Origin of the sequence: Bradyrhizobium sp. S3.2.6 (genome assembly GCF_040546885.1) — a bacterium.
Lineage (GTDB): Bacteria > Pseudomonadota > Alphaproteobacteria > Rhizobiales > Xanthobacteraceae > Bradyrhizobium > Bradyrhizobium cytisi.
On the sequence record NZ_JBEPOS010000006.1, the window covers coordinates 100,805 to 117,636 of the forward strand.

Annotated in this window: 15 protein-coding genes; 5 read left to right on the top strand and 10 right to left on the bottom strand. The window is 65.0% G+C overall.

Annotated elements, in window-relative coordinates; all coding sequences use genetic code 11:
* Positions 1–51: 51 nt before the first annotated feature.
* Genes ABID58_RS14390 through motA form a run of 3 tightly spaced genes read right to left on the bottom strand, consistent with a single transcriptional unit; the run spans position 52 to position 2,181 of the window.
* Entirely contained in the window at positions 52–366 is a 315-nt protein-coding gene (locus ABID58_RS14390; RefSeq protein ID WP_354033116.1) for a hypothetical protein, read from the bottom strand.
* Positions 347–1,288 carry a flagellar motor switch protein FliM gene (locus tag ABID58_RS14395; protein ID WP_148749554.1) on the bottom strand — a complete coding sequence of 314 codons (942 nt, stop codon included), beginning with the start codon at positions 1,286–1,288 and terminating at the stop codon, positions 347–349. Before ABID58_RS14395 ends, ABID58_RS14390 begins: the two co-directional genes overlap by 20 nt.
* Positions 1,285–2,181: a flagellar motor stator protein MotA gene (gene motA / locus ABID58_RS14400; protein WP_187434653.1), complete on the bottom strand. Its 897-nt coding sequence runs from the start codon at positions 2,179–2,181 to the stop codon at positions 1,285–1,287. Before motA ends, ABID58_RS14395 begins: the two co-directional genes overlap by 4 nt.
* A gap of 142 nt (positions 2,182–2,323) precedes the next feature.
* On the opposite strand from motA, the gene ABID58_RS14405 reads away from it, so the two are divergent.
* The 4 genes from ABID58_RS14405 (at position 2,324) to ABID58_RS14420 (ending at position 6,621) form a co-directional block, all read left to right on the top strand.
* Positions 2,324–3,115 (top strand): DUF1217 domain-containing protein, encoded by a 792-nt coding sequence (locus tag ABID58_RS14405; protein ID WP_187434654.1) that lies wholly within the window; start codon positions 2,324–2,326, stop codon positions 3,113–3,115.
* Between the two features lie 3 nt (positions 3,116–3,118).
* Positions 3,119–3,847 (top strand): flagellar basal-body rod protein FlgF, encoded by a 729-nt coding sequence (gene flgF, locus ABID58_RS14410; protein WP_148749557.1) that lies wholly within the window; start codon positions 3,119–3,121, stop codon positions 3,845–3,847.
* Between the two features lie 36 nt (positions 3,848–3,883).
* On the top strand, positions 3,884–5,209 hold the full coding sequence (gene fliI, locus ABID58_RS14415; protein WP_354033117.1) for a flagellar protein export ATPase FliI: 1,326 nt from the start codon (positions 3,884–3,886) through the stop codon (positions 5,207–5,209).
* Positions 5,210–5,985: 776 nt separating this feature from the next.
* The gene (locus tag ABID58_RS14420; protein ID WP_148749559.1) at positions 5,986–6,621 is read left to right on the top strand and encodes a MarR family winged helix-turn-helix transcriptional regulator; all 636 of its coding nucleotides are present in this window, start codon (positions 5,986–5,988) and stop codon (positions 6,619–6,621) included.
* 819 nt (positions 6,622–7,440) lie between these two features.
* Here the strand turns inward: ABID58_RS14420 and ABID58_RS14425 are convergent.
* Positions 7,441–8,505, bottom strand: coding sequence for a ketopantoate reductase family protein (locus tag ABID58_RS14425; RefSeq protein WP_148750885.1), 1,065 nt, complete (start codon positions 8,503–8,505; stop codon positions 7,441–7,443).
* Positions 8,506–8,856: 351 nt separating this feature from the next.
* Here ABID58_RS14425 and ABID58_RS14430 point away from each other — a divergent pair, with 351 nt between their 5' ends.
* On the top strand, positions 8,857–10,368 hold the full coding sequence (locus tag ABID58_RS14430) for a helicase HerA domain-containing protein (protein ID WP_354033118.1): 1,512 nt from the start codon (positions 8,857–8,859) through the stop codon (positions 10,366–10,368).
* Positions 10,369–10,396: 28 nt separating this feature from the next.
* Here the strand turns inward: ABID58_RS14430 and ABID58_RS14435 are convergent, their stop codons facing one another.
* From ABID58_RS14435 to ABID58_RS14460, 6 genes are all read right to left on the bottom strand, one after another.
* Positions 10,397–11,455, bottom strand: coding sequence for a HoxN/HupN/NixA family nickel/cobalt transporter (locus ABID58_RS14435; protein WP_354033119.1), 1,059 nt, complete (start codon positions 11,453–11,455; stop codon positions 10,397–10,399).
* A 104-nt stretch (positions 11,456–11,559) separates the two neighbouring features.
* Positions 11,560–12,300: an ABC transporter ATP-binding protein gene (locus ABID58_RS14440; protein ID WP_354033120.1), complete on the bottom strand. Its 741-nt coding sequence runs from the start codon at positions 12,298–12,300 to the stop codon at positions 11,560–11,562.
* Positions 12,297–13,145 carry an ABC transporter ATP-binding protein gene (locus ABID58_RS14445; protein WP_187434798.1) on the bottom strand — a complete coding sequence of 283 codons (849 nt, stop codon included), beginning with the start codon at positions 13,143–13,145 and terminating at the stop codon, positions 12,297–12,299. Before ABID58_RS14445 ends, ABID58_RS14440 begins: the two co-directional genes overlap by 4 nt.
* Positions 13,145–14,968, bottom strand: coding sequence for an ABC transporter permease (locus ABID58_RS14450; RefSeq protein WP_354033121.1), 1,824 nt, complete (start codon positions 14,966–14,968; stop codon positions 13,145–13,147). Before ABID58_RS14450 ends, ABID58_RS14445 begins: the two co-directional genes overlap by 1 nt.
* A gap of 52 nt (positions 14,969–15,020) precedes the next feature.
* Entirely contained in the window at positions 15,021–16,178 is a 1,158-nt protein-coding gene (locus ABID58_RS14455; RefSeq protein ID WP_148750879.1) for an ABC transporter substrate-binding protein, read from the bottom strand.
* Positions 16,179–16,239: 61 nt separating this feature from the next.
* On the bottom strand, positions 16,240–16,818 hold the full coding sequence (locus ABID58_RS14460) for an alkylhydroperoxidase domain protein (RefSeq protein WP_354033122.1): 579 nt from the start codon (positions 16,816–16,818) through the stop codon (positions 16,240–16,242).
* Positions 16,819–16,832 lie beyond the last annotated feature (14 nt).

Here is a 16,832-nt window from a genome sequence, read left to right on the forward strand (position 1 = left end):
GCTCCCGGAGCGCCGCGACGTTCCGATCTGTCCGTTCAGCCGGCCCCGGCCCTAGTGCTTGTTGACCTCGGCGCCGTTCGCGGTCGCAGCGGGCTGCAGCCCGGTCCGCGCGTCGAGCGCCGCAATCACCTCGTGAGCCTGGTCGATCTTCGTGCTCAGCACGCTGGCGAGCCGGCCGAGATTTGCCGTGGAATCATGCGCCGCGGTGATCACAGTATCGAAAGCGCCCGCGGTCTCGTGGACGATGGTCGAGAACTCGCCCTGATAGTTGCGCAGCCGCGCCAGCTCGCGGTGCATCCGGGTCACCCGCATGCTGGTGAACGCCAGCGCAATCAGCAGCACGGCATCAACGAGATAGGATATCATCGACGAACTCCCGCTTCTGATCGACGGGATCTGCCACCTGCATGGCGTAGTAGCCATCAAGCTGGCCGATCTGGCACCAGAACAGCACCTGGTTGTTGCTCTCGAGCCGCGCCAGCGTGCGCGGCGTGGCTTCGAGCTCGAGCACCTGTCCGACCTTGAACTTCACGACGTCCTCGAGGGAGATCATCTTCTCGTCGAGCACCGCGCTCAGCGTCACTTCGGTGCGGTGAACCTCGCTTTCCATCTGCTCGCGCCAGCGAGGGTCGGCCGCGCGACCGTCGCTGACGACGACGTGGGCGAGCTTCTGCCGCAGCGGGTTGAGCGCGGAGTGCGGGACGATCAGGAACATCTGACCGCCGCGGTAGAGCGCCTGCAGCATGATGTTCGCGCAGATCGACATGTTGCCGCTCCGCCCGATCGCCAGCGACGCCATGGCGGTCTCGACCCGCTCGACACGGAAGGTGACGTTGGAGGTGCCGGCGAAGGCGGTTTGCAGCGCCTTGGCGAACCGCTCGAACAGCGCCTGGACCAGGCGAATCTCGATGTTCGAGAACGAACGCTCGACGTCGAGCGGCGGCTCGGCGCCATCGGAGCCGAACATCGCCTCAACCATGGTGAACACGAAATCGCGGTCGAGCACGATGATGACGCGGGAGTCCCACTGCTCGGCGTAGAGCACGGCAGCGACCGCGTTGCCCTCGTAGTCCTTGATGATGTCGCCGACGCGATCATTGACGATGCCGTTGACCGAGAAATAGCACGGTGTTCCTGCCATCGGCTGCAGGCTGTCCGTGCACGATGCTGCCATGCGATCGAAGATCACATTGAGCATCGGCATGCGTTCGATCGAAATGCCGGCTGCATCCAGCAGGTAGTTCGGCAGCTGCTTCCGCTGATCGATCTCGACGTCCTCCATCGTCATGCGCGTGCAGCCTTGGGTTCAGCGTCGGTCACGACGGCCTTGGGACCTGCGATCGTCTCGTTCTCGACGACGTCGATCGACGGCCGCTCGCTGCTCGCGATCATCTTGCGGCCGTGCTCGACGGCGATCTGCGGCATGGCGCCGTTCATGAACGCCAGCAGCGTCTGCTTCACGATGATGTAGGGCCGGCACTTCTTCTCGCGCGTCATCTTGATCTTCAGCGCGAAGGGCGAAATGATGCCGTAAGACAGGAAGATGCCGGCGAAGGTGCCGACCAGCGCCGCGCCGATGAAGCCGCCAAGCAGCTTCGGCGACTGGTCGAGCGCTCCCATCGCCTTGATGACGCCGAGCACGGCGGCGACGATGCCGAGCGCCGGCAGCGCCTCGGACACCACCACCAGCGCGTGATAGGGCGTCAACTTGCTCTTCACGATGGTGTGGATCTCCTCGTCCATCAGCGCCTCGATCTCATGCGTGCGCGCGTTGCCCATGATGATGAGGCGAACATAGTCGCAGATGAACTGGAGCAGGGACGCGTCGCCGAGCACGCTCGGGAACGCCTTGAAGATCTCCGAGGCCGAAGGATCGTCGATATGCGCCTCGACCTCGTTACGGCCCTTGCCGCGCAGCTCGCGCATCAGCGCATGGAGCGCCCCGAGCAGATCGAGATAATAGCGTTCGCCCGGCACCGCTCCGGTGATGGCCTGCACGCAGGCCACCCCGGTGTCCACGACCGTCTTCCACGGATTGGCCACGATGAAGGTGCCGACCGCGGTGCCCAAGATGATCACGAACTCCCATGGCTGCATCAGCACGGCCAGATGGCCGCCCATGGCGGCAAATCCGCCGAGCAGTGCTGCCACCGTGATGAAAATCCCCACGAAACTGAGCAACGCGCCACTCCATCGCCGATCCCATCGGAAACATCTAGTCGGCGACGCTTGCGCGAAGCTGGCTTCGGCATGGCCAGCCCCACGCAAGCAATTCGCGGCAGCTTGAGGCGATGTCGCAATAGCGGCCAAAGGGGCGCGTGCCATGCTATCCACGATCGCGGATTACACCAGACTGACCAAGGACATGAGCAAGTCGCTCACGCAGGTCGCGGATGAACCGGACGTGAGCCGCGACACCGACTACTTTCTGAGCCATATCGGCAATGTGAAGACGATCGACGACTTCCTGGGCAACTATCGGCTCTACTCCTACGCGATGAAGGCCTATGGCCTCAGCGACATGACCTATGCCAAGGCCTTCATGCGCAAGGTGCTGACCGAGGGCGTCTCGGCCAAGGACGCCTTCGCCAACCAGCTCAGCGACAGCCGCTACAAGGAATTCGCCACGGCCTTCAATTTCGCCGCCAATGGCGCCAACGCGACCTCGACGACCGCGGCCACGACCGGCACGGCGACCCAATACGTCACGCAGACGATGGAGCAGAACGCCGGCGACCAGAACGAGGGCCTGCGGCTTGCGCTCTACTTCACGCGCAAGGCCTCCTCGATCACGAGCCCCTACCAGATCCTCGCCGACAAGGCGCTGACCCAGGTGGTGCAGACCGCAATGGGATGGTCGCCGACGATCTCTTCGTCCGATATCGACATGCAGGCCAAGATGATCACGGACAAGATCAATCTCACCGATTTCCAGGACTCGACCAAGGTCACCAAATTCGTGCAGCGCTTCGCCGCGATGTGGGACGCGACCCAGGCCCAGAGCGACACCTCGACCAACCCCGCACTCGTCCTGATCACCGGCGCGTCGACGTCGTCGGCCAGCATGGACGCCGGCTTGCTCACGACACTTCAGAACATCAAGTTCAACAGGTAAACCATGCAATCGGCTCTTTATGTGGGATTGTCGGCGCAGGTCGCGCTTGAGAAGCGCCTCCAGACGATCGCCAACAACGTCGCCAACGTCAACACGTCCGGCTTTCGCACCGACGTGGTGAAATTCGAGACGGTGTTGTCGAAGGCCGCCGCGAATCCGGTCGCGTTCTCCTCGCCCGGCGAGAATATCATCTCGCGCGAGCAAGGCAGCATTACCGAGACCGGCAACCCGCTCGACGTCGCCGTGGTCGGACAGGGCTGGATCGCCTTCGCCGGCCCCAACGGCACGGTCTATACCCGCGACGGCCGGCTCCAGATCGCCGCCAACGGCGACCTTCAGACGGTGTCGGGCTTCCCCGTCATCGATTCCGGCGGTGCGCAGATCTCGCTCGACCCGAACGGCGGGCCGGTCTCGATCTCGCGCAGCGGCGCGATCACCCAGGACAACAATGAGATCGGCACCATCGGCCTGTTCAGCATTCCAGCCGATGCCGATCTCGACCGGTACGGCAATTCCGGCGTCACGCCAGACCGTCCCGCGACCGCCATCGGCGATTTCAGCCGGGACGGCTTCAAGCAGGGCTATGTCGAGGGCTCCAGCGCCAACCCCATGATGGAATTGACAAAGCTGATGTCGGCCTCGCGCGCCTTCGACAGCACCAACTCGCTGATCGAGGGCACGGAGAGCACGCTCCGGAACGCAATTCAGACGCTGGGCGATCCCAGCAAGTAGGCTGCGCGTCGCGCGTAATTTGGGTGGACGGTTTCCTTGAACGCTCTTCGTCAACTTGAGTGGACGCTGCTCGAGCTCCAGCAGAGTACGCCGCTGGCAAGCGTCAGCGGCGCGGTCTCCGAGATCGCGCCGACGCATTTCCGCGTCTCCGGCCTGTCGCGCGCCGTCAAGCTCGGCGAGCTGATCGGTGTCAATTCCGGGGGCAAGCCCCAGATCGGCGAGGTGGTGCGGATCGACAGCGACGGCATCGTCGCAAAGCCGTTCGACCGGCAATTCGCCGGCGGGCTCGGCTCGGTCGCCTACCGCATGCCGGCATTGTCGTTCGCGCCGGATCCGAGCTGGAAGGGCCGCGTCATCAATGCGCTCGGCGCCCCGCTGGACGGAATGGGCCCGCTCACCCCGGGATCGCGGGCGGTCTCGGCGGAGAGGGAAGCGCCGCCGGCGATGAATCGGGCGCGCGTCCACAAGCCGCTGCGCACCGGCGTCCGTGTCATCGACCTGTTTGCGCCGATCTGCGCCGGCCAGCGCGTCGGCATCTTTGCCGGCTCCGGCGTCGGCAAATCGACACTGCTCGCGATGCTCGCCCGCAGCCAGGGTTTTGATACGGTCGTGCTGGCGCTGGTCGGCGAGCGCGGCCGCGAGGTGCGCGAATTCATCGAGGACGTGCTCGGCAACGACCGTAACCGCTCCGTCACCATTGTATCGACCGGCGATGAAAGCCCGATGATGCGGCGGCTGGCGCCGAAGACGGCGATGGCCGTGGCCGAATACTTCCGCGACCGCGGCGAATCGGTGCTGCTCGTGGTCGATTCCATCACCCGATTCGCCCATGCTTCCCGCGAGGTCGCGCTTGCAGCCGGCGAGCCCGCAGTGGCCCGCGGCTATGCCCCGACAGTCTTCACCGACCTGCCGCGCCTGCTGGAGCGTGCCGGGCCCGGCGAGGAGGGCTCCGGCACCATCACCGGCATCTTCTCCGTGCTGGTCGACGGCGACGACCATAACGAGCCGATCGCCGACACCATCCGCAGCACACTGGACGGGCACATCGTGCTCTCCAGGCACATTGCGGACCAGGCGCGCTATCCCGCCGTGGATGTGCTGGCCTCGGTCTCCCGTCTCGCCCACAACGTCTGGGACCCCGAGGAGCGCGAATTGGTGAGCAAATTGCGCACCCTGATCGCCAAATACGAGGACACCCGCGACCTTCGCCTGATGGGCGGATACCAATCGGGACGTGATTCGGGGCTAGACCAGGCCGTCGACATGGTTCCGAGGATCTACAACGCGATGCGGCAGGACGCCTCGGCGTCCCCAAGCGGCGATCCGTTCCGCGAGCTCAGGGACATGCTCAAGGGCGACTAATCAGGGGAGACGGCGCGCTTCGCGCCTGCGCTCTCGCCCTGCTCGTGGTTCTCGACAGTCGATCGCGCATGGCGCCCCGCTTCCGGCGCATGCGCATGCATCGCCGCCACTGGCCTGGGCATCAACCATCCGGATGAGCAGCGGGCAGCGGCGAAAGCGACCGAACGCATGATTCTGCGATCGCGGCCGAGACAACCGGCGCGTGCATTCCTTCCGAGTTCCCCTGGTGATTCTCCCGGCCCATCGCACAAGCCTGTGGATGACATGCCGATGCACATCGTCGTCATGCACAAGCTTCGATCAACTTGCATCAACGACGAACAACAACATGCCGTGCAATTAAACCGTCGTATAGTTGCGTGCATGCTGCCTGCGGAGCAACGTATTGTGTTCACTATCATGTGTCCCGAACAGCGAGATTGTCTTGAACGTTACATTCGCCTGCAGCGACATCCGGTCTTCACGAGTGTCTCTACTTGATTTTGTTGATAAGCTCATTCATCGTTTCGGTGGAACATAAGAAACGTCTGCGTGTGACTTGAACTCAGGGGCTTCGGTTGTACAACTCCGATCCATCGTCCGGCAGTGACGGCAGCTCGGGCGTGCGTTCGACGACTCTGCGGTTGGCATGCCGTCGGCAGCAGCGTTTCTCGCGCAGTATCCTGCCGTGCTCATCAGTCCAGGTCATGTGGGACTCTCGCGAGACATTCGTGCGCCATGGTGGAAAGCGGCTTCGGGGCGCCGCACACGCGATTCCCGGGGCGAGGTAGGAATTTATGCCGTTGGCACGCGAGGCCGTCGAGCTGCTGGTTCAGGCGGCCAGAGCCTGGTACTTCGAAGGCAATCAACACGGGTTGCGCGATCGGGAATGGATGGCGCTGCGCTTCCTCGGCCGCGCCAATCGCTTCTCGCGCACGCCATCCGCGCTCGCCGGCTTCATCGGCGCGACCAGGGCGACCGCATCGCAGATCGTGAAGACGCTGGAAAGCAAATCCCTCCTGGTGCGGAAACCGTCGCAGGAAGACAAGCGTTCTGTCGTGCTCCACGTCACCGCGCAGGGCGAGAAATGCCTGAGCCAGCACGATCCGATCAATCACGTCGTCAATGCGGTCAGGGCACTCGAGACCGACGATCGCCTTCACCTGCGCGACTCGCTGCGCGAGGTTCTCAATCATCTCGACGCAGCCCATCAGCGGCTCGATGCCAGCATCTGCCGCGATTGCATGTTCCTGGCCGAGCGCAGCCCCGGCACAGGCAAGGGACGCGCCACCGCCGAGTTCATGTGCCGGCTGTATCGCGCGCCCGTCTCACTCGAGGAGACGGAGCTGCTCTGCACCAGCTTCGAGCGCACCCGTGACCGCCCCAAGATCGAGGAGCATCTCGATCGCGCGCGGGTGGCAAGCCGGAGTTGAGGCAGCCGCGCGCGGCTACACACCGTCATTGCGAGCGCAGCGAAGCGATCCGGAATTCCTCCGCGGAAAGACTCTGGATTGCTTCGCTGCGCTCGCAATGACGGAGTATGAGGCAACGGCTTCGCTCTTCCGGTTCGCATTTTGAATCGCAGATACGCCTTCGCGTCCTCGCGGCTGATTTCGCCCGAGCTTTGCTTCGTCGCGCCCCCTCTTGTCCAAGAGGGCGCAGGGAAGGCCGGGTGCTGACCTCGCACCCGCGGTCTGCTGCGCGAAAATGTAGCGCAGGAAAACCGCACAGCAGCATACAGGTGGCGCCAATCACTCGGCCTTCCCTGCGCAGTGGTTTGACGGCTTATGCCGTGCTCTCCCGGGAGCCGAATTCCTTCTGGCCTCCCTCGCCTCGCAGATTAGCGATGCGGTTGACCCGGTTGGGCGCTCCACATCTCCGCGAAAGCTTGGCCGTAGCGACGACGGCCAGGACCACACGGTTTTGCCGTACGCACGGCTCGCCATTTCGCCGCAGTTTTCCCGGCCCTGTCGACGGAGCCGGAAACTTACAGACGAGACGAACCTGACAGCGCCGCTCGTCGGCACGCGGTTTCGGGCTCACAGGGACTACCCGCCCTGCCCGCACCTCTCACGCCCAACGCTGCCCGCGTCCACCGCAAGCCCGGCTCGCAACCAAGACGACACGAGATCGCCCCTCAAGGATGAGCCGGGATGCCCAACACATACGCCATTTCCGAATTTCGGTAAAGTGGAATATTTTCGCCAGCGCGGATTGACAGCTCCTGCAGGTGTTTTGCCCGTCGGGCGCCGTTACTGCGCGCCCGATCCGCCCTGCACGATCTTTTCGTTCAGCTTCTGATCGACGGTATCGACCGTGCGGTCGATCTCGGCATTGGGCGCGCCGATCTGATGCGAGATCAGCTTCACCAGAAGGTCGACGCGCTCGATAAATGGCGCACCGCCGGCCACGGCCCGCGCTGCCGACGACGGCTTGAGCAGGCTTTCGGCGGCCTTGGCGTATTTCGCGAACGGCACCTGGTCCTGCGGATCGGCGCCGAGGCGGCGCGCGATGGCGTCGACATGGTCGTAGATCGTCTGCGAGCGCGCGAGGTCGCCGTGCACGGCGTCGCGGATCGACTGCGGCTCGTGCGGGGTGATGCAGCGGTAATTGCCGGTGAGCAGCATCGACCATTTCGCCAGCGGCACGAACAGGGACTCGAACACTTTCAGCTTCACCGGCACGTCATGACCGTCGAGCCTCACCGCGTCGATATCGGCCTCGAGCTCGCGCAGCACCTTGTTGTGCGCCTCGTCGGCGAAGGCCGAGGCCTTGAAATTCGTGGGCAGCCCGACATGCAGCACGTTCGCCGCCTCTTCCGGCGGACGGAAGGCCTGCGGATCGGGCGAGCACAGCGTCACGAGCCCCGGCTCGAACCGCTCCCACACCAGCGCATTGGTGTAGGCCTCCTCGAGATCCATGTCGGCGAGCGCCGGAATGCGCTTGAGATAAGGCAGCGGCGGCATGTTCATGATCGAGAGGCACGGCAGCTTCGCCGCGGCGATCTTGATCATGAGCATGCGGACCGTGTGGTTGGTGTATTGCGGCTCCTGCATCGCCAGGCCGACGAGATCGTAGCGGGAGACGTCGACATTCTGCGGCGTTACCGCGTCGAGCTTGCCGGGCAGGTCGCGCGAGAAGATCGCGCGGTGCATCGCCTCGTCGCGCAGCTTGATACGCACCTCGGTACCGTCGCGGTTGATCAGCTCGGCGGTCTTGGCGCGGCAGACCAGGGTCACGTTGTGCCCGGCCATCAGCAGCTTGGTGCCCAGCAGGGAACCGTAAGAAGCTCCCAGAATCAGAACGTTACGCGCCATGTTCACCCCTCGAGAACTTGTGCGATTTTTGCGCCCCATTCGCGGGCGAGTTGGCGGCATGTAAGGCAAACCGGCCGGGGATGGCAACTGGGATATTGCATACAAGGACGCGCCGATTATTCCGTCTCCCGGACGAGGCGGCGGCGCGGTTCCTCTGAAGCGACTTTCCGTTTTACCGGAATCAGGAGTCCTCGACGATTCGGCTCCTGCCCCGGACCGCACTTCCACGGCTTTCGAATCCCGACTGAAATCCGACGTGGGCAACGCGGGATGATTCGTCCTGTTTCGCTCGACGCATCCCGATCCGATTGATAAGCCCCTGTCCGCGAATGGAAGGGCCTGAGTCGGGATATGACGGTTGCGATCGAGATGGGGCTGACCACGGCGGGCGCTGTGGCGGCCATGGACCTCGAGGAACTCCTGGCGACCCGTCTCCTGGTGCAGGGCAATTCGGGCTCCGGCAAGTCGCATCTGTTGCGGCGCCTGCTCGAGCAGAGCGCGCCCTGGGTGCAGCAGGCCATCATCGACCCCGAAGGCGATTTCGTCACGCTGGCCGAGCGCTTCGGCCATCTGGTGATCGAGGCCGAGGATCACACCGAGCGCGGCCTTCAGGTCGCGGGCGAACGCGCCCGGCTGCATAGGGTCTCCACCGTGCTCAATCTCGAAGGGCTGGATGCCGAGAACCAGATGCGGCGCGCGGCTGCCTTCCTCGGTGGCCTGTTCGACGTCGAGCGCGACCATTGGTACCCGATGCTGGTAGTGGTCGACGAGGCGCAGCTGTTTGCGCCGGCCGTCGCGGGCGAAGTGTCGGACGAGGCGCGAAAACTCTCGCTTGGCGCCATGACCAATCTGATGTGCCGCGGCCGCAAGCGCGGGCTCGCCGGCATCATCGCCACGCAACGGCTGGCAAAGCTCGCCAAGAATGTCGCGGCCGAAGCCTCGAACTTCCTGATGGGCCGGACCTTCCTCGACATCGACATGGCGCGCGCCGCCGATCTGCTCGGCATGGAGCGGCGGCAGGCTGAAGCCTTCCGCGATCTCGAACGCGGACAATTCATGGCGCTCGGACCTGCGCTGTCGCGCCGTCCGCTACGGCTGAACATCGGCCCGACCGCGACCTCCCCGCGCAATTCGACGCCGCGGCTGCTGCCGATGCCCGAAGCGGCGTTGGAGGATGCCCGCGCCGTGATCCTGGCCGCGCCGCCGCCCGATGCCAGCCGCCCGCAGCGTCGCCCTGCGCCTGATCTGCTCGAGCAGCTCCGCGCGGCGAAGGCCGCAGCGCCCGAAGTCCGCCCCGAGGTGGTTGAGGTCCTGATCAGTGCCGAAGAGCTCGCGGACCGGCGCGAGCGGGTGGATCGGACGCTGCGCGCCGTGCTGGCTGTGCCCGATGCCGGCTTCCGCGCCATCGGCGTGCTCTATCAGGAATTCGTGGTCCGCTGCCGCATCGAGGGCCTCGGCGCATCAGTCCCCGACCTCGGCGAATTCCGCCGCATGCTGACGCATGCGCGCGCAGGCCTCGGCACAGACATTGCCGAGGACGATGCCTGGCAGGAGGTGACGCTGCGCGCCTCGATCCTGCCCGACGACATGCAGGGCGTGTTCATGATGATTGCCCGCGCCGCCAAGGAAGGCTGGCCCTGCCCCGGCGATGCCGCGATCGCGCGGGCTTATGGCTCGCATTCGCTGCGCCGGGCCCAGCGCCTGCTCGGCTATATGGAGGAGCAGGGCCTGATCGTCGTCCAGCTCGACGGCGGCGGACGCAGGTTCGTGACGCTGGTGGAATTGGCCTGGGCGACCGCTCCGGGCGATCCCAATGGCGATGATTTGCCGGTGGAGCCGATGCCGAGCGCGGCTTCGCTCTAAGCCGACAAATTCAGGGACACCTCGTCACTTACGCCGCCTCGGTCGCATCGGGCAAACGGCGCGCCTGATCCGCGAACATCCGGCGGTAGAGCAGGCTTGAGACGAGCCAGGCGATCACGAACAGCGCGATCACCGCGAAACCGACATTCGCAAGTGATTCGTTGAGGGCATCGACCAGTGCCCACACGCCGCCGTTAAGTCCAAGTCGATCGGCGATCAAACCAAGCGCCTCGATACCGCCGATGAACAGCGCGACCGCGACGGACGCGCCGGTGATGGTGAGGTTGTACCAGAGCTTTCGCACGGGATCGACGAAGGCCCAGCGATAGGCGCTCACCATCAGCGCGGAGTCGGCGGTGTCGACCAGCGCCATGCCCGACGCGAACAGCGCGGGGAAGACCAGGATATCGGCGAGCGACGCGCCGCGCGCGGCTTCGGTGGCGGAGATGCTGAGCAGGCCGACCTCGGTCGCGGTGTCGAAGCCAAGCCCGAACAGCAATCCGAGCGGGAACATGTGCCAGGGTCTTGTCACCAGGCGGAACATCGGGCCGAGCAGGCGCGCGAGGAAGCCGCGATTGGCAAGCAGCGCGTCGAGCTGGCCTGCGTCATGGACGCCATACGCGCGAGCGATCCGAAATGTCCGCCACAGGCCAGCGAAGATGGCGAGATTGATGGCGGCGATGACGAGCAGGAACAGCGCCGACACCGAGGTGCCGATCAGGCTGCCGAGATCCCTAAGCAGGCTATCGCCACCGAGGCTGACCACGCCGAGCGCGAGCAGCACGGTCGCGATCACAACAACAGTGGAATGGCCGAGCGCGAAATAGAGGCCGGCGCTGCGCGGCGTATCGCCTGTCTGCATCAGCTTGCGGACGACGTTGTCGATGGCGGCGATGTGGTCGGCGTCAACGGCGTGGCGCAGGCCGAACACCCATGCCAGCAGCGCGGTCGCCATCACCGCGGGCCGGTCCGCGAACAAGGCGAAAGCCCAGGCCCATGCGGCAACGTTGGCGGCGACGAGCCCGCCGAACAGCAGCACGGTGGCGGGCTCGACCGCTCGCAAAGACCATCTCGTCACCGAACTCATCCCGCCGCGCGCCTCATTGCGTCAACGGTATGATCTTTTCACAGAATGATCATACGGACCAATGCAATCCCGCGCGATCGGGCCGATTTTCGTGCATGGCCGCCTTACGCCGCCTCCGACCCGCCGAGATAGGCGTCGCGCACACGGGGGTCGTCCTTGAGTGTCCGCGCTGACCCCGACAGCACGATCTTGCCGGTCTGGAGCACATAGGCCTCGTGGGCGATCTCGAGCGCAAGGCTGGCGTTCTGCTCGACCATGAACACCGAGACGCCTTCCTGGTTGATGGTGCGGATCAGCTCCAGCACGCGGTCGACATAGAGCGGCGACAGGCCCATGGTCGGCTCGTCCATCACGATCATCCTGGGACGGCTCATCAGCGCGCGCGCCATCGCGACCATCTGCTGCTCGCCGCCGGAAAGTGAGCCGGCACGCTGCGACAGCCGCTGCCCAAGCTTCGGGAACAGCGTCAGCATCTTGTCGAGATCCTGCGCGATCGCCTCGCGGTCGTTGCGCACGAAAGCGCCCATCAAGATGTTCTCGCGGACGCTCATATCCGCGAACAACCGCCGCGCCTCCGGCACCGAGGCGATGCCGCGGCGGACGATCTGCGGCGTCGTCAGCCCGATCAGCGAGGCGCCGTCGAACGTCACCTCGCCCGAGCGCGGCTTCACCAGGCCCAGAATGATCTTCATTGTCGTCGATTTTCCGCTGGCATTGCCGCCGAGCAGGCAGACGATGTGGCCGCGGCCGACCGTGATCGACAGGTCGAAATGCACCTGGGCCTGGCCGTAAAACGTGTTGACGTTCGTCAGGGCCAGCAGCGGTTCGGGTGCGCTCATGGTCATGCCGCGCTCTCCTGTTCCGCCGTCCCCGACAGGCCGTGACCGAGATAGGCCTCGATCACCTTGGGATCCTTGCGCACCTCTTCGCCGGGCCCTTCCGCGATCTTCTTGCCCTCGTCCATGACGATGACGCGGTCGGAGAGACGCATCACCATCTCCAGCTTGTGCTCGATCAGGAGAATGGTCAGGCCTTCAGCCTTCAATTCGGCGACGAGGCCCTGCATCTCCGTGGTCTCGCTCGGGTTCATGCCGGCGGTCGGCTCGTCGAGCAGCAACAGGCGCGGCTTCAGCGCCAGCGCGCGAGCGATCTCGACACGGCGGCGATTGGCGTAGGACAGGCTGTAGGCGGGCTGGTCGATCCGCGGCAGCAGCCGCTCGCCGAAGCGGGCGAGAATGGTTTTGACCTCCTCGCGCAGCCGCTCTTCCTCAGCCTTGACGCTGGAAGGGCGCAACAGCGCCAGCCCCAATTCCAGGAGCGGGCCGATCACCGGCACCGCCGGCTTCACGGCGCGCAGGCGCGTGTGGGCGCCGATCAGGACGTTGTCCATCACGCTGAGATTGCCGAACACGCGGCCGAGCTGGAAGGTGCGCGCGATGCCGCCGCCAGCCAGCCGTTCCGGCGAGAGGCCGGTGATGTCCTGCCCCTCGAACCGAACCTCGCCCGCATCCGGCCGGTCGAGCCCGGTCACGAGATTGAACAGCGTGGTCTTGCCGGCGCCGTTCGGGCCGATGATGCTAACGAGCCCACCCTTGGCGAGATCGAGATCGATGCCATCGACGGCGGTCAGTCCGCCGAAGCGGCGGGTCAAGCCGCGCAGGGACAACAGCGGTGCATGCGCCTCCGCCATCAGATCGTCCCCAACAGGCCCTGCGGCCTGAACCGCACCAGCAGCAGCAGCACGATGCCGTAGATCAGGATGCGATACTCCGCCGCGATCCGGAATATCTCCGGCAGGCCGACCAACGCCACCGCCCCAACCACGGCGCCCACGACGTTGCCGAGGCCGCCGAGGATGACGACCGTTAGCGCCAAAATGGATTGCTGCGTGTTGAAGGTTTCGTGGTTGATGTAGGAATAGAGATGCGCGGCGATGCCGCCGCTGACGCCGGCGGCGAAGCCGCCGAAGATGAAGGCGAGCGACTTGTAGCGGTTCAGGCTCAGCCCATAGGCGCGCGCGGCGATGTCGTCGTCGCGGATGGCGCGAAAGCTGCGGCCGAGATGCGACGAGAGCAGGCGCGCCTGGAGCAGCGCCAGCGCGACCATCACGGCAAAGCTGAACCAGTATATGGACGTTGGGCTGATCAGATCGTAGCCGAACAGCGACAGCGGCGGGATGCCGGAGATGCCGATCGGGCCGCGCGTCACGCTCTCCCAGTTCAAGATCACCAGCGACACGATCTCGCCGATGGCGAGCGTTGCGATCGAGACATAATGCCCGCGCAGCCGGAACGACGGCGAGATCAGAATCGTGCCGAGCGCGGCACTCATCAGGCCGCCGGCAATGATGGCGAGACCGACGGGAACGGCTAATGTCAGTGAGAGCAGAGCAGACGTATAGGCACCGATCGCGAGCAGCGCGGCGTGCCCCAGCGAGACCTGCCCGATCGTGCCGGCAACCAGCGTAAGACTCAGCGCGAGCATGCCGAGCAGCCAGGCGTTGATCAGGGTCTGGAGCATGTAAAAGGACACCGGAAGCAGCGGCAGGACCGCGAACGCCGCGACCGCGACAGCCAAGGCCCAGCGCGGAATGCGCACCGGCCGGCTCGGCGCGATGAACGTGCCGGTGAGCGGCTCGGGCGGCGCCTGCCGGGCGCTGGCGAACAGGCCGTTCGGCCGCAGCACCAGCACGACGACCAGCAACAGGAAAGCAAACAGATTGCGGTAGCTGGTGCCGAACACGGCAACGCCGTAGCTCTCGACCAGTCCGAGCAGCAGACTACCGACAACAGCACCCGGCACGTTGCCGGCGCCGCCGACGACTTCCGCGACAACGCCCTTCAGCGTCGCCTGCAGGCTCATCGCGGTATCGATCTGGTTGTAGTACATGCCGACCAGCAGACCGGAGACGCCGCCGAGCGCAGCCGCAATGCCAAACACCGCCTGATTGACGCGGTTGACATCGACGCCCATCTGCATCGCGGCGTCGCGGTCCTGCGAGGCTGCGCGCACCGCCCAGCCGAGCTTGCTGTAGCGCAGGAACACGAACAGCGAGAGCGCGCTGGAGATGCCGACACCGGCGATGAGGAGATCAAGCGGCCCGATCGTGCCGCCGCCGAGCTGGAAGCGCACGTCCGGCAACTGGCTCGGCAGCGCACGCGGATTGGGCGAGAAGGTCAGCATCACCAGCTGATCGAGCACGAAGCTGATGCCGATCGTCGCCAGCAGCGGCGCGATTCGCACCGAGTTCTGCAGCGGCCGCAGGCCGAACCGCTCGATGATCAGCCCGACCAGCGCCGCCACCACCGCGACGAAGATGATGGTGATCGGCAGCGCCGTGTGCAGCTGCACCACCGCGACCCAGCCGATATAGGCGCCGACGAGATAGATCGACCCTTGCGCAAAGTTGATCAGCCGGCTGACGCCGAAGATCAGCGCGAGCCCGACCGCAACGAGGGCGTAGACATTGCCGACGATCAGCCCGTTGATCGTGTAGTCGAGCCAGGAAGCCACGTGATGGTCCCAATCAGAGAAAAGCGGTCGAAGCTAGCGCCCGGCCATCGGGTCAGGTCGGCTTGCCGTCCCAAAGCGCGAACTGGCCCTTGCGCACGACGAGCTCGGCATTCATCGCACCCTTGACGCGGCGGCTGGCAACGTCGAACGTCGCAGCGCCAAAGATGACGCTCGGGACGTCCTTCACTTTGGTAAAGGCGTCGCGGATCGCCTTGCGATCGGTGCCGCCGATCTTCACCACGGCGGCGGCCATGTTCATCGCGTCATAGGCGTAGGCATTGAACGCGTCGGGCTCGAGCCCATTGTACTTCTTCTTGAAGCCGGCGATGAATTTCTGCACCTCCGGACGCGGATCCTCCGGGAAGTAGCGCGTGCCGACATGGACGTCCTCGACGGCGTCGCCGCCGAGCTCGAGGAATTTGGGCGAGTAGACCGAGCTCGCGGCGCAGATCACCTGCTTCAGCCCGACCTGCCGGGCCTGCCGCGCGATCAGCGCACCGTCGGAATAATAGGAGATCAGGACCAGCCCGTCCGGATTGGCGTCGCGCACGCGGACCAGCGTGGAGCGGAAGTCGCGCTCCTCGGCGATATAGCCTTCGGTGACCACGATCTCCGCGCCATATTCCTTGGCGGCGTTGTTGAAGTAGTCGCGGCTGGTGCGACCCCAATCGGTGTTGAGGTGCAGCACGGCAAGCTTCTTCAAGCCAAGCTTCTTCACGGCATAGGCCGCCAGCAGCGGCTGCTCGTCGGCCTGGCTGACCGACGTGCTCCACATGAAGTCACCGCCCTTGGTGAAGTCAGGGTGCGAATTGGTGAAGCCGAACTGCACGAGACCGCCACGCTGATAGATCGGCGAGGCCGCCATCGATGCGGGGCTCGAGAAATCGCCGAGCTCGAGGACGATGCGGGGATCGGAGATGAATTTCTGAGCGATCGCCACCGACTGGCGCGGGTCGCTCTGGCTGTCCTCGAAGCTGTAGGCCAGCTTGCGGCCGTTGATGCCGCCGCCGGCCAAAATCTCGTCGAGCGCGAGATCAAAGCCCTGCTTCCACTGCGTGCCATATTGCGCGTTCGGTCCCGTGAGGGGACCGCTGACGCCGAGCAGGATCGGCTCGGCGCTGTCGGCAAAGGCTGCGCGCGAAAGCGCCGTTCCCGCGATTGCGGCGGCGAGCGAGCCCTTGACCAGGGTTCGGCGATTGATGTTGCTCATGCACGGCTCCATCCAGTCGGGTGTTACAAAGAAGCAGCAATTCTTGTGCCGGTGAAATTGCCTATTTCGAGGGCTCGCCGAGCGACAGCATCAGCCGGTTCGCCCAGTTGAAGAACGAGGCGCCGTTGATGACGTCGACGATCTCGGCATCGTCGAGGCCGGCGCTGCGCAGCTCCGCGATATTATCAGGGCCGAACGCGATCGGCGTCGACGCCAGCGCCACGGACGCCTTGACCACGGCGTTCCAGCGCTCGCCGAGATCGGCGTTGACGCCTTCGTCAAGCAGCTTCTGCACGTCCTCGCGGCGCTTGGAATAGGTGCTGGCGAAGCGCGCATGCACCGAGGCGCAATAGATGCAGCCATTGTAGCGCGAGGTCGCAGCCGCCGCGAGCTCACGCTCGGCGCGCGGCAGGCCGTCGGCTGTGTTGTAGAAGATGTCCTTGTCGGTCTTGGTGCGGGCTTCCAGCACCTCGGGATCGCGCACCAGCAAGCGGAAATATTCCGACTTGGCGCGGGCGCGATCGACGAGACCGGCGAAATGCCGCTCGGTGAGCGCGGCCTCGGGCAACGGCTCGATCCACGAGACCCAGCCAAGCTCATCCTGGGTGAAGACGACGGGCGGATTGACGGCGGCGCTCATGATGCGGCCTCCTC